20 protein-coding genes and 1 tRNA gene are annotated in these 25,271 nt (G+C 54.6%); 11 read left to right on the top strand and 10 right to left on the bottom strand.

Annotated features, from left to right (window positions below; genetic code table 11):
* Window positions 1-3: 3 nt before the first annotated feature.
* Window positions 4-126, top strand: coding sequence for a hypothetical protein (locus AC0L7R_RS05995; protein ID WP_473659564.1), 123 nt, complete (start codon window positions 4-6; stop codon window positions 124-126).
* On the opposite strand, the gene AC0L7R_RS05990 is transcribed toward AC0L7R_RS05995, so the two are convergent.
* Together AC0L7R_RS05990 and AC0L7R_RS05985 are read right to left on the bottom strand one after the other, a co-directional pair.
* Window positions 120-1,163, bottom strand: coding sequence for an aldo/keto reductase (locus AC0L7R_RS05990; protein ID WP_473659562.1), 1,044 nt, complete (start codon window positions 1,161-1,163; stop codon window positions 120-122). The two genes, AC0L7R_RS05995 and AC0L7R_RS05990, sit on opposite strands and share 7 nt — an antisense overlap.
* Before the next feature lie 30 nt (window positions 1,164-1,193).
* Window positions 1,194-1,661 (bottom strand): hypothetical protein, encoded by a 468-nt coding sequence (locus AC0L7R_RS05985; protein ID WP_473659560.1) that lies wholly within the window; start codon window positions 1,659-1,661, stop codon window positions 1,194-1,196.
* Between the two features lie 163 nt (window positions 1,662-1,824).
* Here AC0L7R_RS05985 and metG point away from each other — a divergent pair, with 163 nt between their 5' ends.
* Both metG and AC0L7R_RS05975 read left to right on the top strand, forming a co-directional pair.
* Window positions 1,825-3,537: a methionine--tRNA ligase gene (gene metG / locus AC0L7R_RS05980; RefSeq protein WP_473659558.1), complete on the top strand. Its 1,713-nt coding sequence runs from the start codon at window positions 1,825-1,827 to the stop codon at window positions 3,535-3,537.
* 88 nt (window positions 3,538-3,625) lie between these two features.
* The gene (locus AC0L7R_RS05975) at window positions 3,626-4,426 is read left to right on the top strand and encodes a lytic murein transglycosylase (protein ID WP_473659556.1); all 801 of its coding nucleotides are present in this window, start codon (window positions 3,626-3,628) and stop codon (window positions 4,424-4,426) included.
* A 70-nt stretch (window positions 4,427-4,496) separates the two neighbouring features.
* On the opposite strand, the gene AC0L7R_RS05970 is transcribed toward AC0L7R_RS05975, so the two are convergent.
* Window positions 4,497-5,432 (bottom strand): type IV pili methyl-accepting chemotaxis transducer N-terminal domain-containing protein, encoded by a 936-nt coding sequence (locus AC0L7R_RS05970; protein WP_473659554.1) that lies wholly within the window; start codon window positions 5,430-5,432, stop codon window positions 4,497-4,499.
* 77 nt (window positions 5,433-5,509) lie between these two features.
* Entirely contained in the window at window positions 5,510-7,099 is a 1,590-nt protein-coding gene (locus tag AC0L7R_RS05965) for a phosphate ABC transporter substrate-binding/OmpA family protein (protein WP_348108883.1), read from the bottom strand.
* Window positions 7,100-7,552: 453 nt separating this feature from the next.
* On the opposite strand from AC0L7R_RS05965, the gene AC0L7R_RS05960 reads away from it, so the two are divergent.
* The 3 genes from AC0L7R_RS05960 to AC0L7R_RS05950 are packed head-to-tail and all read left to right on the top strand — an operon-like array spanning window position 7,553 to window position 11,843.
* On the top strand, window positions 7,553-10,378 hold the full coding sequence (locus AC0L7R_RS05960) for a molybdopterin cofactor-binding domain-containing protein (protein ID WP_473659552.1): 2,826 nt from the start codon (window positions 7,553-7,555) through the stop codon (window positions 10,376-10,378).
* Window positions 10,375-10,899 carry a 2Fe-2S iron-sulfur cluster-binding protein gene (locus AC0L7R_RS05955; protein WP_473659550.1) on the top strand — a complete coding sequence of 175 codons (525 nt, stop codon included), beginning with the start codon at window positions 10,375-10,377 and terminating at the stop codon, window positions 10,897-10,899. Before AC0L7R_RS05960 ends, AC0L7R_RS05955 begins: the two co-directional genes overlap by 4 nt.
* Window positions 10,896-11,843 carry a hypothetical protein gene (locus tag AC0L7R_RS05950; protein WP_473659548.1) on the top strand — a complete coding sequence of 316 codons (948 nt, stop codon included), beginning with the start codon at window positions 10,896-10,898 and terminating at the stop codon, window positions 11,841-11,843. The genes AC0L7R_RS05955 and AC0L7R_RS05950 overlap by 4 nt, the downstream gene beginning before the upstream one ends.
* A gap of 11 nt (window positions 11,844-11,854) precedes the next feature.
* On the opposite strand, the gene AC0L7R_RS05945 is transcribed toward AC0L7R_RS05950, so the two are convergent.
* Window positions 11,855-11,940, bottom strand: a tRNA-Leu gene (locus AC0L7R_RS05945).
* A gap of 57 nt (window positions 11,941-11,997) precedes the next feature.
* Window positions 11,998-12,537: a tetratricopeptide repeat protein gene (locus AC0L7R_RS05940; protein WP_473659546.1), complete on the bottom strand. Its 540-nt coding sequence runs from the start codon at window positions 12,535-12,537 to the stop codon at window positions 11,998-12,000.
* An 85-nt stretch (window positions 12,538-12,622) separates the two neighbouring features.
* Here AC0L7R_RS05940 and AC0L7R_RS05935 point away from each other — a divergent pair, with 85 nt between their 5' ends.
* On the top strand, window positions 12,623-13,366 hold the full coding sequence (locus tag AC0L7R_RS05935) for a rhomboid family intramembrane serine protease (protein ID WP_473659544.1): 744 nt from the start codon (window positions 12,623-12,625) through the stop codon (window positions 13,364-13,366).
* Here AC0L7R_RS05935 and AC0L7R_RS05930 read toward each other — a convergent pair whose 3' ends face one another.
* Window positions 13,367-14,155 carry an inositol monophosphatase family protein gene (locus AC0L7R_RS05930; RefSeq protein ID WP_348108888.1) on the bottom strand — a complete coding sequence of 263 codons (789 nt, stop codon included), beginning with the start codon at window positions 14,153-14,155 and terminating at the stop codon, window positions 13,367-13,369. It abuts the gene before it with no gap.
* Between the two features lie 143 nt (window positions 14,156-14,298).
* Between AC0L7R_RS05930 and AC0L7R_RS05925 the strand changes: the two genes are divergently transcribed.
* Window positions 14,299-16,278: an EAL domain-containing protein gene (locus AC0L7R_RS05925; protein WP_473659542.1), complete on the top strand. Its 1,980-nt coding sequence runs from the start codon at window positions 14,299-14,301 to the stop codon at window positions 16,276-16,278.
* Here the strand turns inward: AC0L7R_RS05925 and AC0L7R_RS05920 are convergent.
* A complete protein-coding gene (locus AC0L7R_RS05920; RefSeq protein WP_473659540.1) occupies window positions 16,275-17,180 on the bottom strand; it encodes a LysR substrate-binding domain-containing protein in 906 nt (301 codons plus the stop codon). The genes AC0L7R_RS05925 and AC0L7R_RS05920 overlap by 4 nt on opposite strands.
* A 92-nt stretch (window positions 17,181-17,272) precedes the next feature.
* Between AC0L7R_RS05920 and metF the strand changes: the two genes are divergently transcribed.
* Window positions 17,273-18,139, top strand: a complete 867-nt coding sequence (metF, locus tag AC0L7R_RS05915) for a methylenetetrahydrofolate reductase [NAD(P)H] (RefSeq protein ID WP_348108891.1) — start codon at window positions 17,273-17,275, stop codon at window positions 18,137-18,139.
* Between the two features lie 39 nt (window positions 18,140-18,178).
* Window positions 18,179-18,661, top strand: a complete 483-nt coding sequence (locus tag AC0L7R_RS05910; protein WP_473659537.1) for a hotdog fold thioesterase — start codon at window positions 18,179-18,181, stop codon at window positions 18,659-18,661.
* Here AC0L7R_RS05910 and AC0L7R_RS05905 read toward each other — a convergent pair.
* Both AC0L7R_RS05905 and AC0L7R_RS05900 read right to left on the bottom strand, forming a co-directional pair.
* Entirely contained in the window at window positions 18,642-19,736 is a 1,095-nt protein-coding gene (locus AC0L7R_RS05905) for a DUF2235 domain-containing protein (protein WP_473659535.1), read from the bottom strand. The two genes, AC0L7R_RS05910 and AC0L7R_RS05905, sit on opposite strands and share 20 nt — an antisense overlap.
* Window positions 19,723-22,023 (bottom strand): molybdopterin cofactor-binding domain-containing protein, encoded by a 2,301-nt coding sequence (locus AC0L7R_RS05900; protein WP_473659533.1) that lies wholly within the window; start codon window positions 22,021-22,023, stop codon window positions 19,723-19,725. The genes AC0L7R_RS05905 and AC0L7R_RS05900 overlap by 14 nt, the downstream gene beginning before the upstream one ends.
* A 178-nt stretch (window positions 22,024-22,201) precedes the next feature.
* Here AC0L7R_RS05900 and AC0L7R_RS05895 point away from each other — a divergent pair, with 178 nt between their 5' ends.
* Complete coding sequence (locus tag AC0L7R_RS05895) at window positions 22,202-25,267, top strand: valine--tRNA ligase (RefSeq protein WP_473659531.1); 3,066 nt, start codon at window positions 22,202-22,204, stop codon at window positions 25,265-25,267.
* Window positions 25,268-25,271: the final 4 nt, after the last annotated feature.

The raw sequence follows: 25,271 nt of genomic DNA, 5'->3' as shown, positions 1-25,271 counted from the left end.
GCAATGTCTCCCACTTTTGTTGGGATGACCGTCCGCGATTTCAACGCGCGTGACAAGCGGGAAACGTGCCCGGATCTGCGGTTATCGCTTGGTGAAAAACATGCGCCGTTGACGGGTGATCAGTAGGGCATCGGATGCGCGCGATGCGTCGCATCAATTTCTTGGCAAACCTCATCTGACAAGTTCAATGACAGCCCATCAAGCAGGTGGCTCAATTGTGCCGTCGTCGTCGTGCCAAAAATCGCAGAAACGGGGAACGGTCGTGTCCGTTGCCACGCCATTGCCATATGCATTGGGTCCAACCCATGTCTCGCGGCAAGATCAAGATAGACCTGTGTGACTGGCAAAGTGCGATCCGTCATGCGCCCGCCCAGATCACCATTCAAGGACAAGCGGCTGGCATCAGGCACAGCGCCGCCTTGATATTTGCCGGACAAAAGCCCGCAAGCTAGCGGTGAAAACGACAACAACGTCACATCTTCGTTCACGGCCATTTCCGCCATGTCGGTATCGTAAAGCCGGCACATCAAGGAATATTCGTTTTGCACGGACGCCATGCGCGGCAAGTTGTTTTCTTCTGCCAGACGGGTCCATTGCGTCATGCCCCACGCGGATTCGTTCGACATGCCAATGCTGCGAATTTTGCCCGCCTTCACCATGTCACCAAGTGCGGTTAGCACGTCCATCATGTGGTCCATGGTCTGCGCGCGATCCTGACCCGACGGATCATACGTCCAGTTTTGGCGGAACATATAAGACCCACGGACCGGCCAATGCATCTGATACAAGTCGATGACGTCCGATTGGAGACGCTTCAGCGACGCATCAACCGCCTCTCTGATCACCTCACCATCGTAGCCACGGCCGTCACGCACCCATCCCGGATTTGGTCCGGAAACTTTCGTGGCGATTACAACGTCGTCGCGTCGCCCACTTGATTTGATCCAATTACCAACAATGCTTTCTGACAGCCCCGCCGTTTCCGCAGAAATCGGGTTCACCGGATACGCCTCGGCAGTGTCAAAGAAATTGATACCGGCGTCCAAGGCCATATCCATTTGCTGATGTGCGTCGATTTCAGGCGTTTGGTTGCCGTAGGTCATCGTGCCGAGACACCAATCGCTAACTTCAATATCGGTGCGGCCAAGCTTAAGCATTTTCATAAGAGGGGAGCGTCCTTTTCCGAGGTCCAATTAGAACTTGTACAACATCGACAACCGCGTCGTTGTCACATCGGTTCCAAAATCACCGCCAACAAAATCGCGGATCATCTCAAAACGTCCGTCAAAACGATCCGTCACAGGCATCTGCGCGCCCAAGCCGTAAGTTTCACCGTCCATGACGCTATTGCCGATCTTGTATTGAACGGCGCCCGCACTTGCGATCCCCGTAAACCGCCCAAAGTCATAGGTCACAAGGCCACGGACCCGCGATGTTTCGCGCCCGTCGCCGTCGCCAAACTGGTGGCCCGTGTCCCCTTCGATGCCAATGCCCACAGGGCCAACATCAAAAACTACGCCCGCCATCAAAGATCCGAAGAATTCTTTGTCACCTGAATGTGGGTAGCCGTAATCAAGCCCTGCCCCGACATAAAGGTCTTGGGCAGCGACCGGTGCTGCCAAGGAAATTGCGACTGCGGCCAAAACTGCTTGGATTTTCATTGATCATCTCCTGCAATGGATTTGGGGTCATATAATCCCGCGAAGATCAAAATGAAAAGCGACACCTCCGACATTTGCGAAACTGCACGACAGTATGGCATCCGACTGGCATCTACGCGCCGACGCGGTTAGAAGTCCTTCAAGACCGCAAAGGACACGAATTATGGCCCGTCATCTGATCACTTCAGCTATTCCTTACATCAACGGGATCAAGCACCTTGGTAACCTTGTCGGCAGTCAATTGCCTGCAGATTTGTTCGCCCGCTACTTGCGCGGACGCGGCCATGAGGTGTTGTTTTTGTGTGCAACCGACGAACATGGCACGCCCGCAGAACTAGCCGCCGCAAAAGCGGGCAAGCCCGTCGCGGAGTATTGTGCTGAAATGCACGATGTCCAGGCCAAGATTGCAGATGGTTTTGGTCTGTCGTTCGATCATTTTGGCCGGTCTTCATCATCGCAAAATCACGCGCTGACACAGGCTTTTGCCGGTCGCTTGGCCGAACAAGGGTTGATCCGCGAAGTGACCGAAGAACAGGTGTATTCCATCGCTGATGGCCGTTTCCTGCCGGATCGCTATATCGAAGGCACCTGCCCGAATTGCGGCTTTGACAGTGCGCGTGGCGATCAATGTGACAATTGCACGAAGCAATTGGACCCGACCGATCTGATTGATGCCCATTCCACAATTTCTGGATCGACTGATCTGGAAGTCCGGACAACCAAACACCTTTACCTGCGTCAGTCAGAACTGAAAGGCGCATTGGCCGATTGGATCGAAAGCAAGAAAGACTGGCCTGTCCTGACGACGTCTATTGCGAAGAAATGGCTCAACGACGGCGACGGGTTGCAAGACCGCGGGATCACACGCGATCTTGATTGGGGCGTTCCCGTCAAAAACGGGACAGAGGATTGGCCAGGCATGGAAGGCAAAGTCTTCTACGTGTGGTTTGATGCGCCAATCGAATACATCGCCTGCGCCCAAGAATGGGTTGATGCGGGCAAAGGCAGCGATTGGGAAAGCTGGTGGCGCACTGACAAAGGTGCGGACGACGTGACCTACACCCAATTCATGGGCAAAGATAACGTGCCATTCCACACGCTGTCGTTTCCGGCCACGATCATGGGCATGGATCAGGACTGGAAGCTGGTCGATTACATCAAATCTTTCAACTATTTGAACTATGATGGCGGCCAATTTTCGACCTCGCGCGGGCGTGGTGTGTTTATGGATCAGGCGCTCGAATTGCTGCCGTCCGACTACTGGCGCTGGTGGCTTTTGTCGCACGCACCAGAATCGTCTGACGCGGAATTCACGTGGGACCAGTTCCAAACCGATACCAACAAAGACCTTTCAGATGTGCTTGGCAACTTTGTCAGTCGGATCACCAAATTTTGCCGCTCGAAATTCTCTGAAGCCGTGCCTGATGGCGTCGCCTTTGGGCCAGCAGAGGAGCAATTGATCGCCGATCTGACCGCACGTGTGCAAGCCTATGAAGGGTACATGGACACCGTTGAAGTCCGCAAAGCCGCAGCTGAATTGCGTGCGATCTGGGTGCTGGGTAACGAATACCTACAAGCCAACGCGCCGTGGACCACGTTCAAAACCGAACCAGAAACGGCAGCGATGCAGGTCCGTGTGGGCCTGAACCTGATCCGCATCTACGCGATCCTGTCGAAACCGTTCATTCCGGACGCAAGTGCTGCGATGTTGACGGCCATGAAGACGGAAGATGACGCTTGGCCAACAGACATGACAGTCGCGCTCAATGCCCTACCGGTCGGGCATGCGTTCGATGTGCCTGAAAACCTGTTCCGCAAGATCACGGACGATGAACGCGCAGAATGGGCCGAACGCTTTGCTGGCACACGCGATTAACGGGGAATGATAGGGAAAGCCTGACCTTGGCACCCTGCCCCTACGTGATAGAGTTCGCCCAACTTTACTGAGTTGGGGAACGATATTTATGTTTAAGACACTTTCGACCGCCGTCGGCATTGCGCTCATGGCAAGCACAGCTATCGCAGCAACTTGCGGGAACGACGCGAGCGGATTTGCTGCTTGGAAACAGGCCTTTGCCGCCGAAGCCGCTGCCAACGGCGTTGGTCAGGCTGGTCTGCAAGCCCTTGCAAACGCATCCTATTCTACGTCTACAATTGCCGCAGACCGGAACCAGCGCGGTGTGAAATATGCGCTCGATGATTTCATTCGCATCCGTCTAGGATCGCTTGATAGCTTCGCAGGGCAAGCCCGCCGCGTGAAGTCGCAAAATCCGGCGTTCTACGCGTCCCTCGAACAGGTTTACGGCGTTCCTGCGGGCATTTTGCTGGCTATTCACGGCATGGAAACAGGATTTGGTCGCAACCTTGGCAACACCCCTGTCGTCGATTCGATCACGACGGTCGCCTACGACTGCCGCCGCTCTGCGTTTTTTGTGCCGCATGCAATTGCAGCGCTCAAGCTGGTTGATCGCGGGGGCCTTGCGCCCAATCAACGCGGTGCTGCTCACGGCGAAATGGGACATACACAGTTCCTGCCTGGCAACGCATTGACCTACGGTGTTGACGCAGATCGTAACGGCCGCGTTGATCTCTATTCTATTTCGGATTCGCTTGCATCCACCGCCAATTTCTTGCGTCAAAAAGGATGGCAGCCAGGTCAGCCATATCAGGAAGGGACACAAAACTTCCGCGTTCTAAATGAATGGAATGCTGCGACGGTTTACCAGAAAGCAATTGCATTGTCGGCTGTGCGCATCGACGGGTAAATTGAAGAAATCCAATGCAAAACGGCGGCGCATCATCTGCGCCGCCGTTTTCGTTTTAACTTTTCGAACTTTAACCGAAGACTTGCTTCGAGTTCTTCATGTATTGCGTCACTACATTGTTCATGCGGCCTTCCATGCCAAGGAAAGCAAGGAAGACCTCTGCACGCATCTCGTCAGTCAGTTCTGCACCACCGAGTGTTGCGTCCAGAACAGGACGGATCGTCGCCCATTCGTCAGCAACAACCTGAAGACCAGCAGCAATGGCATCGTTTGGCGGTGGACGAACGCCCACGCTTTCCATGCCGTTTTGCAATGCACCAAGCGAGATTTCAAACAATGTAATCGTCTCGCTCAATTCAGCCATGGCTTCTTCGTCGTGCACGTCTGATGCGATCAGACATACGTTCTTCGACATCCGGTTGGACAGCATCCGCTGGCGGCCTGCGATTTCCAACAGCAAGGCATCAGCATGTAGCAAGGCGACCGGATCAGCGTATTGGCCCGTAATCTCTGACACGAGAATTTGGGCTTCTCGCTGCAATGGATCACTTTGCTCAGCAAGGCTTTCCACGGCACCGATATCATTCGATGCGGCTTCTAGGCCATTGGCAAGCTCTTGCAATGGTTCCCATTTCGCGTTGAGATCTTCGATCGCACGCAAGGTCCGCGGACGCGTTTCTTCGCCCAAGATACCAAAGCCACGGTTGCCCGCCAGAAGCGCTTGGTTGATGCGGCTGAAGTGATGCGTCGAGATATGCAGCACTGCAGCAGCTTCGGTTGTGGCAACGCCAGCGCTCAGATTGCAAGCCGCAGCCGTGATGCGTTCAGACAACGTGCCCAGTTGACCGGAAAGGTTGACCCTTTCACTTGAACCGACGTCTTTTGTGATGTCCGCAGACATGGCCGGAGATGCGGCCACTAGGCTGATCGCTGCTACGGCACCTTTAAAGACATGAGCCAACTTGACGTGTGACGTCGCACCTTCTGATGTGGTTTTTTCAAACATATTGTTTCCTTTGTCTAAGACTGTTCACAGCCAAATTGCGGCTCTGGAACAGTCTGGAATTGGGGGAATAGCGTGGCTTAGCCAGCTGTTTTCACCCAAACTTCCACACGACGGTTGATGCGACGGCCTTCGCTGGACACGTTACAACCCGATGGCGCAATTTCGCCGTAGCCAGCTGAATCGAGCGTATATCCGGCAATGTCATCACCAAGGAATTGTTCGAATTGTGCCAACGCTTGGTTTGCACGATCCTCAGACAATTTGCGGTTGCTATCAAATGCGCCAACATCATCTGTGAAGCCAACGAACAGAACTTCTGCGTCAGGTTCGGCTTTCAAGTAATCAGCCAAGCGCTGCATATCGACCAAACCACGTTCATCCAATGCGGATGATCCAGTCCGGAAACGGAAAGTTGTGGATAGACGGTCATATTCGACCATTTTCGCCAGCATATCCCGCATGAATGCGCCTTCGTAAGCATCGACATTCGTATCAAGCAGGGCCCGTCCACGATCACTGTCCAAAGATTGAATCCGGCGATCAATGCTCAGGCCGATGAAACCCGACTTCGAGATGACAGCATCGGCCGCGGGCGACGTTGCGTATGTCAGGAAGTCAGACATCTGCTCTGAATCCGCATCTGCGCGGTTATAAAGGTACAAGCGACGCTGCAGCGCATATTCTTCTGTCCGTGCAGAGAACGCGTCGGCGCGGATCGAAAGACCACATTCGTTGATCAACGTCAGCGGCTTGGCACCACGTTGGAAGGCGTAACCAACAAAACCAATTGCATTTTCGTGCTCATTGACCAGTTCTGATACTTTGCTGTTGTCGTTCGCGATACGAACTTCAATCGGAGCCAACTCAAGCTCTGGCTTGTCACCGAAGATTGCGTTGGCAAACACAGCCCGCGTACCGGACCCTTCTGGACGATCTACAACCAGAATTTTGCCTGGATTACCGCCGACTTCGGACCAATCTTTGATTTCACCGGAATAGATTTTGCCCAGCTGTTCAGTTGTCAACGTGTCAATTGGGTTGCTTGGGTGCGTAATCACGACAAGGCTATCGACCGCGACGATATGTTCTTGCGATGGGCTCACCATGTTGCCCGCACCAGCGTCGCGCAATGCACGGGCCTCATCTGGGCGAATACGGCGGGATGACATCCCGATGTGTGCTTCGTTTTCAAGCAATGTGCTGAACGCATCGTTGGAGCCAGCCGATTTGACGAGATAAGATCCCAGATCATCGCCGTAACCGTCATCACCGATCAATTCAGCAACGATGTTATTGTCTGCACCAGCACTGATTGTGGCCGCGGCTTGGATGTTACCCGCGTAGCCTTCCAAAAGCAGAGGGACAAGGCCGCTACCCAGCGTATCGGACCCTGCGATTTGTACATCTGCGCTTTCGACTTCGAAAACGGGGCAAGATTCGCCTTCACACGTCACCCGGGTCGCTGCGATCCGCAGGTCACCCAGTGGTGTGCGTACCATGTAGCTGTTGTCTTCAAATGCCAGAAATTCGCCGGTCAAGTTCACAGTACCATCGGCGGACTTCAGTGTAACGTCGCCAGCCATGACGTTGGTCGGTAGAACCGCTGCGCCTACGATAGATAGAATGCAGAATGCACCTGCCTTGATAGAAAAACCTGAGTTCTTCATTGTTTGTCTCCTCACAAGATTTACCCACCAGACAACGTTGTGATGAATTCACATATTGTGTCGTCTTGGTTTCGACCGGTAGCCCGGCAATGAGACATAGTGTTGGGTACCAATTGCGTACAAAATGAGACCAGTTCTCGTCGATTTCACAGATTGTTCACCAGTTTGCGTCTGACGGGGCGTCAGAGGCTTACAACCCTTGAGTTTATTGAGTTAATTTATGCATTAAATTTTTGGTGGCATTCCAAAATACCCCAATTATGGCAAATTTGTATTATACTTGCCGCAATTGGACGTAGTTTTGTACCATCCCACTCGGGAATTCGCACGATCTAGGGGCATTGTCAGCCCCAAGTGTAAGCTATGCGACATACCGTTAGGTCAACTTCGCACATGCTTTGGTTGAATACAGAGTTGCTGTTTTCCAAATCAATCAACGTTGGAAGCACTTAGATGAAACACATACCGTCAGCACGGTCATCCCACATCAGCCGCAGGCGTTTCTTGCAAACATCGGCAGGTATCGTTGCCGCGTCTTTCTTGCCCCCGCCCAGTTCTGCCGGACAGGCAAGTCAGGTCCAGATCGGGAATACTGCATCATCTTCACCCGGTGTTGCGACACAACGGATTGATGGTGTCGCGAAGGTGACGGGACAAAAGGTCTACGCGCGTGATTTCAGCGCCGCCGATATGGGCACGCCCTGGCCGACGAAGCAATGCTATGCGATGTTCTTGCGTGCGCTTACGACTGAACAGGTCTTTCTGGGGATCAAGTCCTACGCACTGCCGCCCGCTGCCCAAAAGGGCAAGCTGATCCTTGGCGACCAACTCAGCGACGCCCAGCGATCTCCGCAAATCAGTTCTGCGCGTGATTTACATATCGACGAACAGATCGAAGCGCTGGCCAGCATCGCACCCGACCCCGAAGGTTTTGATCGTCCCAGCGCAGTTGTTTACGATCTGATCGTTCAGCCCGGCAATGTGCCGGACTTCCTTGGGCAAGCCGTGGCTTTGCTGATCTTCGATGACTTTCCAAGTTATCATGCCGCCCGCACAGCGATGCAATTCCAAGACAACCAATTCCAGTCCTACGGCGATCCCGAGGGGCCTTTGCCCCCAAAAGGTGTCGCATTCGACCCCAAGACGACCTACGTCAAATACGCCTTGGACGGCGAGACATTCGATTCCGCAACGGCCAACGCCTACACATATCCTTACGAAGTCAACGGATACCGCCAAAAGATTGACGATCGCCTTTCTGAAATTGATGGCCTGATCCAACAAGACTTAGCCTGCGACATGCGGGCCATGGATCCGATGTTCATGGAACCTGAGGCAGGACTTGCTTGGCTGGACGAAACCACAACTGAAAAAAAGTTGCGATTGGTTCTCGGCACGCAATCTCCTGATGGCGATGTCAAAGACATATTGTCGATGTATAATGAAGAAGATGACGCCCCGCTTAAATTAAGCGCAGTCGAACTGACCAGTTGCTATCCGGGCGGAGGATTTGGCGGCCGCGATAAATCTCCGTTTTCGTTGATGCTGGCATTAACGGCCGCCTTCACGGACGGGCGCCCCGTAAAACTGATGTATGATCGGTTCGAACAGTTCCGCGTTGGCCTGAAACGACACGCCGCAACGCTGGAGGGACAGGTGTCGGTCGGACCGGACATGATGCTGCAGAATATCGCAATGACGATGCAGTTTGATGGGGGTGGACGCAAAAACCTAAGCCCTTATGTCGCCAGCCTTGCCGCCCTTTGCGCTGGAGGCGCCTACAAGACTCCGATGGCGAATATCTATGCGGATGCGATCCATTCCGAAAATATCTCGGGTGGGTCACAGCGCGGCTTCGGTGGTCCGCAGGCATTCTTTGCGATTGAAACGGCGCTCGACGATATCGCACGTAGTCAAGAATGGGATCCGATTGCGTTGCGTCGCAAGAACATCATCAAAAAAGGTGAAACAACGGTCGTTGGTGGACCGATTGATCAGGAACTGCAGCTCAGTCAGATGCTGGATGTCGCGGAGCAACATCCTCTTTGGCGTGATCGCGCGGACTTAAAACTCAAGAATGAGACGGTTGGCAAATCCTATGGGACGGGAATGGCAATGTCGTTGCAGGCCTACGGCACGTCGGGCGATGGCACAGTAGCTGCTGTAATACTGCAAGACGACGGTACGTTCTGCGTGCAGTCCGATGCCGTCGACATGGGCAATGGATCAGCAACGACCCTTGGCGTCGTCATTGGCGATATCCTAGGGTCAAATGCCACGCAGGTTGATATGGGGGGGTATACATTGTTTGGGCAAACCGGCCTTACGAACGATGACCCTGACGGCCTGCGTTGGGACAATCCAAGTTGGACGGCAAAGGGCGTGGGATCGTCATCCGCCTGCCTAACCGCATTGCATCAAGTGCACGTGGTTCAGCAAACGGCGAAAGCCTTCTTTCTTGCGACTGTGTTGCCGGTTGCCCGACAGGTCTGGGGCCTGCCAGACCTAACATCGACGGACGTCACTTGGATCGACGGCGCGCTTACGCTCGTAAATGGCGCAACCGACCCGATCACGTTGACCGATATCGCGAAAATTGCGGGGGAGATGAACCTGCCGCGTGGTACGCTCGGCCATGCCTATTTCCAGAATACATGGGCCGAAGGTGACTATGAAATTGGCGGCGGTACCGAACATTTGATCTTGGACGGTCTTGCCGTTTATCTGGATGGTGACACACAAGCCCAACCGATCAAACGGCAAAAAGGGTTCGGGCCACAAGCGCATACCAAAGCGTTCTCCCGTTTTGTTTGGGCTCCTTGCGTCAACATTGTCGCCGTGACCGTGGATACCGACACAGGTCGGGTCCAAGTCGAAAACGTAGTCAGCGTTTTGAATGCCGGCCGCGTGCATGTGCGCGAATTGGTATCAGGCCAAAGCCAAGGCGGCGTCGCAATGGCGATAAGCTACACACTACACGAAGACCTACCGCCCGGCATGGCGGGTCCCGCAAATGGCACATGGAACCTGAACCGATATCATGTCGCCCGTTTTCAGGATGTGCCAATCAAAACATCTTACGTTGAAGGCGAACGATCACAAGAACTGCACATTATACCTGAAACGCCCGGCGATAATGGACAGGGTCGCGGCATCGCCGAGGCTGTCATGTGTTCGATCCCGCCCGCGATTTCAAACGCGATCAAGGACGCCATAGGCGTGCGCCTTACGTCTTTGCCCATCACATCCGAAAAAGTCTTGGAAGGATTACAGTCATGACCATTTCCTTCACGATCAATGGGCAGCCGCAGTCTGTTCAGGATGACGCAGGTGACATCAAGCTGCTTGACTACATGCACGAGATGATGACGCCCAGCCTGACCGGCACCAAATTTTGCTGCGGTATGGGAATTTGTCGCGCCTGCACCGTGTCGATGACCAAGGCCCCGAACCCAAACGCGGAACCCATCGTCAGTTGTTCCACCGCCCTTGCCACATTGAACGGTGCCGATATCACAACAATCGAAGGCGTGTCGGACGGCGATGCCTTGCTGCCCATTCAAACGGCGTTTCTCAAACATTTTTCATTTCAATGTGGATACTGCACACCCGGGTTCGTTATGGCGTCCCAAATTTTCCTCGACTGGCTTGCGACCGCACCAGTGACCGAGGACGAATTAGACGCAGCAATCGAAAACGCGATCGGTGATCATATTTGTCGCTGCACCGGTTACGTCCGCTACCAAGAAGCCTTGCGTGAAACAGCTATGGCCGTGATCAACGGGGAGACCGCGCAATGAAGTCTGTGATCCTTGCCGCGCTTGCGGCTCTTTTACTGACGGTCACCGCCATTTGGGCCTTCGAAAGTGAAGAGCACGAAATCTATGTTTTGCAATGCGTCGAACAGATCGCGGATATCCCGGATTTTTCTTGCGGCGATGGCGAAGTGGTGCCCGTGACGGTTAATGGTCAACCTGTCACATACGATACATTTCAGGAGGGTATGGACTGTGACCGGCCAGCACTGCTCAGCAACGGGCATGGTTCTGACGGGCAGTGTGTGCCGGGGTCACGCATTCTGAACCTTTCCACTGATACCGCGCAAATTTCAGCGATGTGCAGACAGAAACACAACCGCCCTGCCAATGAATTCGCTTACGATGAAATCGACATTATCGCCCATAATCCCAGCACAGGGGCGACCTGCTGGTTCCAAGCAAAAGCCGATGATCCCGACGCACCGATTGACGGGACGCAGGTTGTGTCGCCAACCAATCCCGCAGCACCTGCGATCTGGGCTGATCCCGACGCATTGGTCACTGACGGCTGCGGAAATTGCCATGACAACGATCCGTTCATGTATTCACCGTTCGTCGGTCAGGTCTGGAACGAAATACCAGCCAATCCGCTAGGACCCTATTACCATGTCGGTGCTGAATTCGGCTTTGATCAATGGCCGACCAAGACGTTTGATTTGCGGGACAATACCTGTCTTGGCTGCCACCGGATCGGGCGGCAGACAACCTGCGACACGCTGACGGACTGGATGACAGGTGCCACAGTGCCTGAAGGGGCCGATCCTCTGGCGCAACAATACCCGCTGTCACATGCGATGCCTCCCGAACACGGCCTCACGCGCGCCGCGTGGAGCACATTTCACAGCACCTCTGTTGCTGACATCAAGTCGTGCTGCGAAAATCCGGATCAACAGATGTGTGCGCTGACCGAACTGCCAAAATACTGAGATTGGGAAGGTGGTACCCGCGGCCGGACTCGAACCGGCACGGCCTTTCGGCCAAGAGATTTTAAGTCTCCGATGTCTACCATTCCACCACGCGGGCACGTGCTTGAATGGCTTTTGTCTATGCGGTCATTTGCGCAGGGGCAAGGGTCGTGCGCTAGATTTCCTCGCCATCTGGTTCAACAATAAGACTGCGTTCGGCAAGCCACGGATTCAGCGCCAGTGCCTCTCGCAAAATCACCTGTGCTTCTTCTACGCGGCCCATGCCCATCAGCGTCAGCGCTTTGCCAGACAAAGCCGCGATATGTGCCGGCATGATCGCTAAAGCTGCGTCCAGATCGTACAAAGCCGCGTCAAAATCTTGCCGTAGAAAGCTTGAAAATGCGCGTTGGTTATAGCCCTCAGCGTAATCAGGGCAGTATTCAATCAACTGGTCCAGCGTGTCGCGCGATCCTAGAAAGTCGTACCCTTCCCGTTGACGCATCCCACGATCCAGCAATTCTTGGGCGCGCGCATCAGGTGCGTCGGTCCACAGATTCCACAACTCCTGCGTTAACGGTCGCGCGCCGATTCCGTCCGGAAGCGCCTGTAGGGAAGCAATAATTTCCGCTTGCCGCACTGAATGATCTGCCACGGCAGGGCAGGTTTCAGCAAACGCGGGCGTGGCCAAGAGGCTGCAAAAGATGATCCATTTCATACCTTATGATCTGTTGCGCTGACCAAATCCGTCAAGTCACAATGCCGCGCTTGACCTTGCTGCCCCATTCGCCGAACGTCGGCACATGTTTCCAATTCGCGATCACAACCCGTCTGAATCCACACCTTACGTGACCTACGCCCTTATCGCGATCAACGTGATCGTCTATCTGTATGGCCTTGTGGCGTTGACGGACGATGCGACCTTGAATCGTTTCTACTATGATTACGCGATGATCCCTGCACGGATTAACGCAGGCGAAAACTATCCATCGTTAGTGACGTCGATCTTTATGCATGCGGGCTTTATGCACCTTGCTGGGAATATGCTGTTTCTTTGGATTTTTGGCGACAACATGGAAGAAGAAATGGGACCGATCCCATTCCTTGCCTTCTATCTATTGTCCGGTGTCGGCGCTGATCTGGCGCAATACGCATCGGGGCCAACGTCACAGGTCGCCACTGTTGGCGCATCTGGCGCGATTGCAGGCGTGATGGGCGGCTATCTGTTGATGTTCCCGAAGGCCAAAGTCGATATTTTGCTGATCCTGATTGTGTTCTTCAAGATATTCCCGGTGCCGTCATGGATCATGCTTGGGCTTTGGTTCCTGCTACAGCTGGTCGGCGGCGTTGGGGCCGATCCAAATGGCGGCGGGGTCGCTTACTGGGCACATGCAGGCGGGTTTATCATCGGGTTCGTGCTGACCCTACCGATGTGGCTGAAACGCGGTGCAGCAGGATATTGGGACGCAACAGATGGTCATCCGCCACATCCCGACGCCCAGTATCGTTTTCAGAAATCGACTATTCCGGTCGTCAAACGACGCTGATTAACCGTTGCGAACGACTTTTGCGAAAGTCGAGAAAACAGCTTCGTTTGCTGCGATCAACGCGCCGTCGTTCAGTTCGTCGCCTTCAGGGTCCATTGGTTCCAGCAGACCGCCAGCTTCTTTGACGATGATAATGCCAGCGGCAATATCCCAAACCTTTAGGCGCCGTTCCCAGAACCCATCGTAACGACCAGCCGCAACATAAGCGAGATCAAGAGACGCCGCACCAAACCGGCGTACACCAGCGGTTGCGGGCAAAATACGCGCAAGGTCTTGCAACGTTTCTGGCAAATCGGCGCGCCCGGCGAATGGCAGACCCGTAGAGAAAAGGCATTCGTTCATCCGGTGACGTGCGGATACCCGCATCCGGCTTTCATTCATGAATGCACCCTGCCCTTTTTCGGCATAGAACATTTCGTCCTTCACAGGATCATAGATGACGCCAGCAACGATTTGACCTTTGTGTTCCAACGCAATGGAAACGGCCCAATGCGGCAAACCGTGAAGGAAATTGGTTGTCCCATCCAGCGGGTCAACGATCCAACGGCGCGTCGGATCTTCGCCTTCGATGCTGGACCCTTCCTCACCCAGAAAGCCGTAACTTGGACGGGCTTCCATCAGGTCTTCACGAATAGTCTCTTCAGCCTGTTTGTCCGCGCGCGTGACAAAGTCACCCGGCCCCTTGGTGCTGACCTGAAGCTGTTCAACTTCGGTAAAGTCTTTCAGCAACGTCCGGCCCACCTTGCGCGCCGTTTTCATCATCACGTTGAGATTCGCACTGCCTGACATGGGGGCCTCCGATTGCAGGATGAAACGGGGCTATAGGCTGCAACGCTTTTCGGAACAAGAGCAGAGGTCGATTTTGTTGGGGACGGCTTAACGCAAAATTGAGAGCTGCGTGGTGTATTCGGCAGAAATAGCGCGGGACACCAATGTCTTTATCACTTGTTGACCATTTTTCTTACCAAACCCGTGTCGCTGTGCATGTAAACAATCGTGACGCGCTGAAACGGCTTTTCGCGGCGATGATGATCATGACCGTCTGCTGGTTATTTGGTGATCAAAGGGCTGCGGTATTCTGGTCTGCCGTGATCGTCTGTTCGGAACTATTGGGGCGAATCGTAAATCGCCGCGTTTCGTTAACCGGACCGCCGCTGCCCTTTGGCATTTGTCTCGCGATCTGGGCGGTCAATTGGCTGACGCTTTGGCCCATGCTTGTTCCTGCGGTCGTTCTCGCTGGGCATGGATCCGACGCATTGTTGGTCGCGAGTTTACTCTGGGTATTCGGAATTCATGTTCATATTTCGAACTCATATGCAGCGCTGCCATTCTTCAATTGGAGCTTGATGATCCCCGCATTTGCCATGACAGCGATCATGTTTTGGCAAGCCTATATGGCCCCGTCTATCGCGTCGACATTGCTAGAATGGTGCGCGGCGACCGCGATGCTTTTAGTCTATGCTGGCAATACGCTGCAAACGATGTCCGCGCAAAAGGACACGCTGGTGAAGTTGGCAGAAGCGCGCAAAGACGCTGACAAACGCCTGTCAGAGTTGGAATTTCTCACACGGCATGACCACTTGACCGGCCTCATGAACAGACGCGCATTCGAAGAAGCCGCAACAGCGTTGTTGCCAAGGCGCAGCAATCGTGACCGCAACCAGTTAGGTTATTTTCTGATCGATTTGGATGGGTTCAAACCGATCAACGATAGCTACAGCCACAAAGCAGGTGACGCTGTTTTGGTGACGGTTGCAGAACGGTTAACCAAGTTTGTCGGTAACAGCGGGGTCGTCGCGAGATTGGGCGGAGACGAATTTGCGACCGCCATTTCAGGGGTTCGCAACGCCGCCCAAGCGTTGCGGCTCGCCAACGAAATTGCAACGCTCATAAAGCAACCGATCATCGTGGACCACAAACGCCTGGAAGTCGGCGCAAGCGTCGGCGTTGCGCTTACCACGTCGACGCAAGACAGTTTGGCAGGCATTGCTTCTGGCGCCGATCAAGCGATGTACAAGGCCAAAGGCGATCCCGGACAGGTGGCTTTTGTTTATGATAGGGACAGCTTTCCTGTGCGTGCATCGTTGGATGACCGCGTCACCATCCTGCGTGCGATGCAAAAACAAAACATTGCCCCGTATTACCAGCCCAAGATCAATCTGGATACCGGCTTCATTGAAGGTTTCGAAGCGTTGTCCCGTTGGCGTCATCCAACACGCGGCCTTCTTCTCCCCGGAAAATTTTTACCATATATCAATGAACTAGGGCTTCAAACTGATTTTCTGATGCGCACGACAGGTCTGGTCTTGCAGCAAATTGAAGACTGGCTAGAGCAGGGTTTCGATCCCGGCGAAGTATCTGTCAATTTACCAGAAGTCACGCTTGCAACGCTATCTGGTAGAGCGGCTGTCATGGACCTTATCGAAAAATTTCCACGTGCGCGTGCAAAATTAACTTTTGAGGTCACCGAGGACGTTTTTATTACGAGGTCCGGAAACCTCATCCAAGAATCCATCGCCGCATTTCGACAAGCAGGAATCCGCATTTCGCTCGACGATTTTGGAACAGGATTCGCGTCGTTCAAACATTTACGCGAACTCGAATTTGACGAATTGAAGCTTGATACCGGATTTGTGCGCGGACTGGGTCATGACAAAGCCGCGGAAGTACTTGTCGCAGGGTTTCTTGGAATTGGTAAGGGGTTGGGCGTCAAGGTTATTGCGGAAGGCGTTGAAACCGAAACGCAAAGAACGCTGCTACGCGAAATGGGGTGTTCTGTGTGCCAAGGGTTTTACTACAGTCCAGCGATGCCCAGCAAGGAGGCGCGCAATGCGCTATGGCGGCAGCACACCCTTGGCGTTCCTTTCACTAACACCCAAAAATCTGCGGAAGGGTCGAGTGACGCAGCTTAATTGCGCTGCAATTTAACCGCTTCTTGTCGTGCTAGACGGATCAAATGCGACATGAACGGCAGACTTGTTTCTTCCGTCCGCGTCGCCGCATACAGGCGCCGCGTCACACCATTCTTTGTCAGCGGCAATGTGACATAATCGGAATTGTAACGGACTTGCCGCACAACCCAGTCTGGCAGAACTGCGACCCCTCTATTTGAAGCAACCAACAGCAAAATGACGGCCGTCAATTCGACCTGCCTGATCGCTTTTGGCTCAACACCATTGGGAATAAGCAGTTGACTAAAAACATCCAAACGTTCGCGGTCCACTGGATAGGTAATCAACGTTTCCCCCGCGAAATCAGATGCTTCTACGAAATTCTTTTGTGCTAGGGGATGATTGGACGCAGCCACGAAGACCGGTTCGTAGTCAAAAAGCGGCGTAAAGTCTGTGCCTGGTAAATCTTCGGGATCAGAAGAAACAACCAAATCCACTTCTTCTTTTCGCAACGCAGGCAACGCGTCAAACGCAAGCCCCGGTCTGATATCGACATCAACGTCAGGCCACGCCTTGCGGAACTCTTCCAAAACAGGAAACAGCCATTCAAAGCAGGCATGACATTCAATCGCGATATGAAGACGTCCAGATTTGCCCGCGATCAGCCCTTCGAATTCCAACTCCAACGCGGCGACTTGCGGTAATATGTTTTCAGCTGCCACAAGCAAACGCATGCCTGCGGCTGACAGCTTTAGTGGCTTTGAGCGCCGCACGAACAGCTCCACCCCAGCTTGATCTTCGATTCCTTTGATCTGATGCGATAAGGCAGACTGCGTAATGTTGAGCTGATCGGCAGCGCGCGCGAGACCACCGGAATCGTGAATGGCTTTGATCGTGCGCAGGTGGCGGAACTCGATATGCATTGTGAGTACAACTCATCATCTTGGTGAAAGTTATGAAATTGTCTCATGTACCGCAAAATGAGACAAGCGATTAACCCAAGAGGATCCGTCTCATGACTTTGCCAAATGTATCTTTCGAGTTCTTTCCGCCTAAATCACTTGCCGGTTCTTTCCGGCTTTGGGACTGCGTCAACACGCTGGCCCCGCTTGATCCTACATTTGTTTCAGTCACTTACGGGGCTGGCGGCACGACACGTCAACTGACCCACGATGCCGTCACCACGATCCACAAAACGAGCGGCATGAATGTTGCCGCCCATTTGACATGCGTAGATGCAACGAAGGCAGAGACGCTGGAAATCGCGCAATCCTATGCCGACAACGGTGTGACCGATATTGTGGCCCTGCGGGGCGACGCGCCTCAAGGGGCTGAAAAATTCACGCCGCATCCGGAAGGATATGGCTCATCCATTGACCTAATCGCCGGGCTTGCTGAAACGGGTCAGTTCAACATCCGTGTCGGCGCCTACCCGGAGAAGCATCCCGAAGCACGTGATCAAGCTGCTGATATTGCGTTCTTAAAACGCAAATTCGACGCTGGTGCGACGTCAGCGATCACACAGTTCTTTTTCGAAGCCGAAACATTTTTCCGGTTCCGCGATGCTTGTGTAAAAGCGGGCATAGATGCGCCGATCATTCCGGGTATCTTGCCAATCGAAAACTGGTCAGGTGCCGAGAAATTCGCGCGACGCTGCGGTACATCCATTCCACAGGTCGTCAGCGACGGTTTTGCAAACGCGACACGCGACGGCACCGCAGACTTGTTGGCCACGGCCTTAGCGACCGAGCTTTGTGATGATTTGTTGACGGGTGGCGTCGAAGATTTGCATTTTTACACGTTGAACCGCCCCGAATTGACGCGTGACGTCTGCCATGCTCTTGGCGTCACCCCGAAAGCGCAATTGCAAAACGTGGCCTGACCCGACAAGTTGCGGCAGAACCACCAAAGGGGACGCCGCATGTTCACAGCCACAACGCCAGATGATTTGCCGACACATGATGAAACGTTGGCAATGTCAGGTTTAGAATTCATGCAAGGTGTCATCGCAGGGACCGTCGCCCGACCGCCAATTTCTGCGGTCCTGAACTATTCCTTGGATAGTGTCGAAGAGGGCAAAGTTGTGTTTCGTGGTACACCCGAATTTGATCACACAAACCCGATGGGGACTGTCCATGGCGGTTGGTACGGAACCCTGCTCGACAGCTGTATGGCTTGCGCCGTCATGACCAAAGTTCCAAAAGGGTCGATCTATACGACATTGGAATACAAGGTAAATTTGACGCGCAACATTCCACTAGGCACGGAAATCATTGCTATCGGCACGATTGATCATGCGGGCCGGACGACCGGCGTGGCGAGCGGCGAAATTCGCGGTACCCAAGACGGAAAACTCTACGCAACTGGATCAACCACATGTCTGATTATGAAGATTGCGGACTAGCCCGTTCCGGCTGCGTTTGCTGAAAATCCCGAACGAACACTTTGCGATACCGTGCCGGATCAACAGTGACGTGTAGGCGTTCGGATGGGTCCATGCCGACCAATCGCCGCCTGCGCCCCCAAAACACTTTGCCCCAACCGCGCCAAGATCCAAAGGACGGCGCGTTTACATCCGTTTCAAACCGCGCGCCCCAATCCGAAGGCAACGGAACACCGCACATTTCCAGTCGTTTCAACATCCAGACCAATGGAATGTTCGCCAGTGGTCGTGCTGGTGGGAAGATCCCAATCTGACCACCGATGTCGCTATGTGCACCACGAAACCAAACCTGTTCCATGTTGCCTGTCCAGCCTGTCGGTGACGTCCAAAGCACCGGTGCGTAAGCTTCGCGCGTTTCATCAAGCGCAAGGGCATGGAACCCATTGCGAACTTGTGGCCCGAGCGTGTGGTTGTGAAACGGTTGAGCCGGATTCATCCAGCGCCAGATAATCGGAACCCGCATGCCCAGCGCTTTGACCGTATCCCAAACGGCGACTGCCTCGATGCTGGTCTCTGTACGGGGATGGCAATGCTCTGCCCGGAACCGTTCCGCAAATTTACTGCGTCCGCCGGTTCGATAGTGGCGATATGCCGTCCGAATGGTCCGGACTGTTGCGAAGTCGTTTTTCACGAGGCCTACAATTTCGATCACACCCGCAAGGGACCGCACCGCATAAGCGCCACGTGAATATCCAATCAGGACGATTTTGTCGCCAAGCCGATATCGGGACGCAAGCACACCATATGCCCGCTCGATTTGCTTGTTGATCCCTTTGCCCGTCATGACGTCCCATGTGCCGCGCCAATCGCGCCACTGGATTCCGGCCTCGTAATGGACCGTCAGGTTTGCCTGATGCCCCACTTCGTTCAGCAACTTGTAAGTCATCCCAGCGTGGGTTTCGCAGCCGTCTTTCAGCGATGAAGCGGTCCCATCTAGAATGATCACATGGGTCGCTTGCCCGCGATGACGCGGCTGTCCTTCAGCCGTCTGCGCCCGCGCACCAAATAACCCAAATATCCAATCACGCAGCTGCACTATTTTCCTTCGCCTTCTGCAACATCGTCCAAATCCGGTGCGGAGTGAACGGCATCGTCGCGTCCCGCACACCTTGATCCCACAACGCATCGACAACCGCATTAGTCACTGCGGCCAACGCACCGACTGTGCCCGCTTCCCCACAGCCTTTCATGCCCATGGGGTTATATTTTGACGGTGTGCCTTGGGTCGCAAATTTAATCATAGGAACATCATCGGCCCGTGGCATGCCATAATCCATAAAACTTGCCGTGAGCAGTTGACCGTAGTCATCAAAGACGACCCGTTCGGTAACGGCCTGTCCGATACCCTGCGCAACACCGCCGTGCACCTGACCCGCCACCAGCATAGGGTTGATAAGGTTACCAAAGTCATCAACGACGCTGTAGTTTGTCACCTCGAGCACACCAGTGTCCGGATCAATTTCCACTTCCGCGACATGCGCCCCGTTCGGAAAGCTCCGGTTTTCCAAGGTAATTGTCGCAGTGTGGGACAAAAGATCGTCACGTCCCGCGTCACGGGCCATGTCCGCCACATCCAGCATTGTAGGCGTCAGGTTCGACCCGGGAATGCGGAACCGTTCGTCATCAAAACTGATTTCAGTCGCGGGAACGCCTTCCGTATCTGAAAGAAACGTAGCGAAAGCCGTCGTGATTTTCTCGACAGTTGCCAGCGTCGCCGTGTTTTGAACCGTCACAGACCGCGATCCGCCTGTCCCGCCACCCGTTGGAATAAGATCACTATCACCTTGGATCACGCGCACTTGATCCGCAGGTATGCCCGTTTGGTCCGCAAGGAACTGTGCAAAGACAGTTTCGTGCCCCTGCCCGTTTGACTGTGTGCCTACGAAGATCAGCGCACCATCTTCCGCGAAATCAACACGCGCCGTTTCGGTTGGCGCCCCAAGGATGCTCTCGATGTAATAACAAAGCCCGTGACCACGCAGTTTGCCTTGCGCTGCTGATGTGGCCTTGCGCCCCGCGAATCCGGCAACGTCTGCCTCATCCCCTGCCCGCGTCAGCAGGTTTGCGAATTCGCCCACGTCATAGGTCACGCCCGTCGCCGTCGTGTACGGAAATTGATCAGGCGCAATGAAGTTCTTGCGCCGCAAATCCCACGCATCAATACCAAGCTGCCGCGCCGCTTCGTCCATGACACGTTCCAGCACAAAAATCGCTTCGGGCCGCCCAGCGCCGCGATAGGCATCAACAGGCGTCGTGTTCGTATATACCCCGATGGTGCGCATGTAGGCTGCTTGCACGTCATAGGTCCCCATCAGGACTTTGGAAAACAGATCCGTCTGAATAAATTGTGCATAGCCAGAGTTATAGGCCCCCAGATTACAAACGCTATCAAGGTGATAACCCGTAATCTTGTAATCCGCATCCAAGGCCAGTGTCGCCGTTGTCGTCAGATCGCGGCCTGCGTTGTCGGTCAGCATCGCCTCTGTCCGCTCCGACATCCACCGCACGGGTTTCCCCAAAAGGCGTGCCGCATGCGCCACCACAATCGTCTCGGGATACATCATGGCCTTCATCCCAAAACCACCGCCGGTGTCGGGGTTCGTGACGCGGATGTCCGTCTTATCCAGACCAAGATGATAGGCCAAATCAGACTTCGGCCCCCACACGCCTTGGCCGTTCACAGCAACATGCAACCGCCCGTCGGTAATCTCGGCAAAGCAGCCGCGTGGTTCCATCGACGCAGCAATGACGCGGTTGTCGGGGACATCGACGGTCACAACATGTGCTGCAGCCTTTATTGCCGCTTTGGTTTCCGCCTCTGCGCCATTTCCATAAGTAAATGACAGGTTCTGCGGGGCTTCCGGATGAATTTCGGCCCCACCAGTCGCAAGGTCGAGGTGAACATCAAGATCGTCCAGCACCAGACCGATCATCTCGGCCGCATCTTTCGCGGTCTCGACAGTGTCTGCAATCACAACCGCAATTGCTTCGCCCACATGACGCACGCGCCCTTTTGCCAACAACGGACGTGCGGGATCAGCAGCCTTGGTGCCATCAATGTTCTTGATGATCGATGGCTTCATCGACAGCTTCACGCCCGCGGTTTCGAGATCTTCAGCCGTCAGAACAAGTGCGACGCCCTCAAGCGCACGTGCATCCGCAACATCAAGCTCGGAAATATCAGCATGGGCAGCATATGACCGCAGGAAAAACGCATGAAGCGCGCCCGCAGGTGCGATGTCTTCAACGTATCTGCCATGTCCCGTCAAGAACCGCAGATCTTCGACTCGTTTCACCGATTGGCTGCGACCGAATTTTTCCATGTTTGATCATCCTTCGAATGGCTTCCCGCATGATGACCTAGGCCGGACCAAGCCACAATGCCAGTGTGTTCAATCAATCCCGCGCAAGCCCGAAGGAACCGTTGATAACCTGGGCATTAGCCCTTTTCGCCCATCGCCCCTTTGGATAAGACGTGCCTAGGATAAAAGGACACCGATTATGGCGATGGACAAGACATTCGACGCGAAATCCGCAGAAGCCCGCATCTACGCGGCGTGGGAAGCATCTGGCGCATTCAAAGCTGGGGCCAACAAGTCCCGCGATGAAACATTCACCATCATGATCCCACCGCCCAACGTCACAGGTGTCCTGCACGTCGGTCACGCCTTCAACAACACGCTGCAAGATATTCTGATCCGTTGGAAACGCATGCAGGGTTACGACACGCTCTGGCAGCCCGGCCAAGACCACGCAGGCATCGCCACCCAGCTGATGGTCGAGAAAAAACTCGCTGCGGATGGCATGCCAAAGCGCGCTGAAATGGGGCGCGACGCATTCTTGGATAAAGTCTGGGAATGGAAAGCGGAATCTGGCGGCACGATTATTGAGCAGTTGAAACGCCTCGGCGCGTCCTGTGATTGGTCACGTAACGCCTTTACAATGTCCGGTGCGCCGAACGCCCCCGAAGGTGAAGAAGGCAACTTCCACGACGCCGTGATCAAGGTTTTCGTCAAAATGTACGAAGACGGTCTGATCTATCGCGGCAAACGCCTTGTGAACTGGGATCCACATTTTGAAACGGCGATTTCCGATCTTGAGGTTGAGAACATCGAAGTTGACGGCCACATGTGGCACTTCAAATACCCGCTCGCGGGCGGTGCGACCTATACATACGTCGAAAAAGACGAAGACGGCAATGTCACGCTGGAGGAAGAGCGCGATTACATCTCTATCGCCACAACACGCCCCGAAACCATGCTCGGCGACGGTGCGGTTGCGGTGCACCCGTCCGACGAACGTTACGCCCCTATCGTCGGGATGCTTTGCGAAATTCCTGTGGGTCCCAAGGCGCAGCGCCGTCTAATCCCAATCATCACGGATGAATACCCGGACAAAGACTTCGGCTCTGGTGCGGTTAAAATCACCGGCGCGCATGACTTCAACGATTACCAAGTCGCCAAACGCGGCGGCATCCCGATGTATTCCCTCATGGATACCAAAGGGGCGATGCGCGCAGACGGACGCCCCTACGCCGAAGAAGCCGCGACCGCGCAGGCCATCGCGAATGGTGAAGAAACCTTTGGCGAAGCGAAAATCGCCGCGATGAACCTCGTGCCCGAAGAATACCGCGGCCTTGATCGGTTCGAGGCGCGCAAGAAGGTCGTGGCCGACATCACCGCCGAAGGGCTGGCGATCATGACCGTCGCCACTGATGCGCGGCTCGGAAAGGCTGCGGTCAAAGCCCCACTCGCCCCTGAAGAAGGCGGCGAGGCACGGACAGACGCAGACGAACTGGTCCCACTGGTCGAAGCCAAAAAGATCATGCAGCCGTTCGGCGACAGATCAAAGGTCGTGATCGAACCTGCCCTGACCGACCAATGGTTCGTGGACACCGACAAAATCGTCGGGCCTGCCTTGGACGCGGTGAAAAACGGCGACGTGACGATTATGCCGGAAAGCGGCGAGAAAGTGTTTTACCACTGGCTTGAAAACATCGAGCCATGGTGCATCTCGCGGCAATTGTGGTGGGGGCATCAAATTCCGGTTTGGTATGGTCCAGCAACTGCGACCGGTGCGATTGACGATGCTGGTGTAGTTCGGATCGACGCGTCCTACGAACCCGGCAACAACAAGGTTTTCTGTGCCGCAACTGAAGCCGAAATCGTCACAATGGCAGCTGCGCACTACGACTTACCGGTGCGCGTGTCGACGGACGAAGACGATATCTCCGATGGCGATGAAGTCGTATTATACCGCGACCCCGACGTCCTCGACACTTGGTTCTCTTCCGGCCTGTGGCCATTCGGCACGCTTGGTTGGCCGGAACAGACCGACGAACTGGCGAAATACTTCCCCGGCGATGTTCTCGTTACCGGCCAAGACATCCTGTTCTTCTGGGTCGCACGCATGATGATGATGTCGCAAGCGGTTGAGGGCGAAAACCCGTTCCACACCGTCTACCTCCACCAACTCGTCCGCGACGAGAAGGGCGAGAAGATGTCGAAGACCAAAGGCAACGTCGTGGACCCGCTGGTGGTTGTCGATGAATTCGGGGCCGACGCCCTGCGCTTTACCATGGCGCAGATGGCGGCGATTGGCGGCGTGCTGAAACTGTCCGAGGACCGGATCAAAGGCTATCGCAACTTCGGTACCAAACTTTGGAACGCGTTCAGCTTTGCCGAACATTACGAGATTCCGAACCCCGGCGATGCACCGATGCCGGAGGCGTCCCAGACGCTCAACAAATGGATCATCGGCGAGACGGCGAAGGTGCGCGAAACCGTGGACCAAGCGTTGACGGACTACCGGTTCAACGACGCGGCCAATGCACTTTATGCATTCACATGGGGCAAGGTCTGCGACTGGTATCTGGAATTCTCTAAACCGATCCTACAGGGCGACGACGCAGCCGCGAAAGAGGAAACACAGAAAACCCTACGCTGGGTTCTCGACCAATGCTTGATCCTGCTGCACCCAATCAAACCGTTCATCACCGAAGAACTGTGGGGCCTCGCCGACAGCCGCGCCAAAATGTTGGTCCACGCCGACTGGCCGACCTACACGGCGGCTGATCTGGTTGATGCTGACGCCGATCGCGAAATGAACTGGGTGATCAACCTGATTGAAACCGTGCGGTCCAACCGCGCCCAAGTTCACGTCCCTGCGGGGGCAAAAGTACCGCTGTTGGTGCAAGGACTGGACGCCAAAGGTCAGTCCGCATGGGACAACAATCAGGTGTTGATCCAACGGCTCGCGCGGATCGAAAGCCTTGAAGCGGTCACGGATTTCCCGAAAGGTTGCGTCACGATCCCAATGGACGGCGGCACCTTCGGCATTCCGCTGGAAGGGTTGATCGACGTGCCATCTGAAATCGCGCGTTTGGAAAAATCGCTAGGAAAATTGGGGAAAGAACTGGGCGGCCTGCGTGGACGCCTTAAGAATCCGAAATTCGTGGAATCCGCTCCTGAAGAGGTGATCGCGGAAACCCGCGAAAACCTACGCCTGCGCGAAGACGAAGAAGCACAGCTGAACGCGGCAATCGCGCGGCTCCAAGAACTAGGCTGATTTT

It is taken from the genome of Yoonia sp. D2-7 (genome assembly GCF_055809435.1).
The sequence above is the reverse complement of the archived record's forward strand: the minus strand, read 5'-3'. Positions and strand labels throughout refer to the sequence as shown.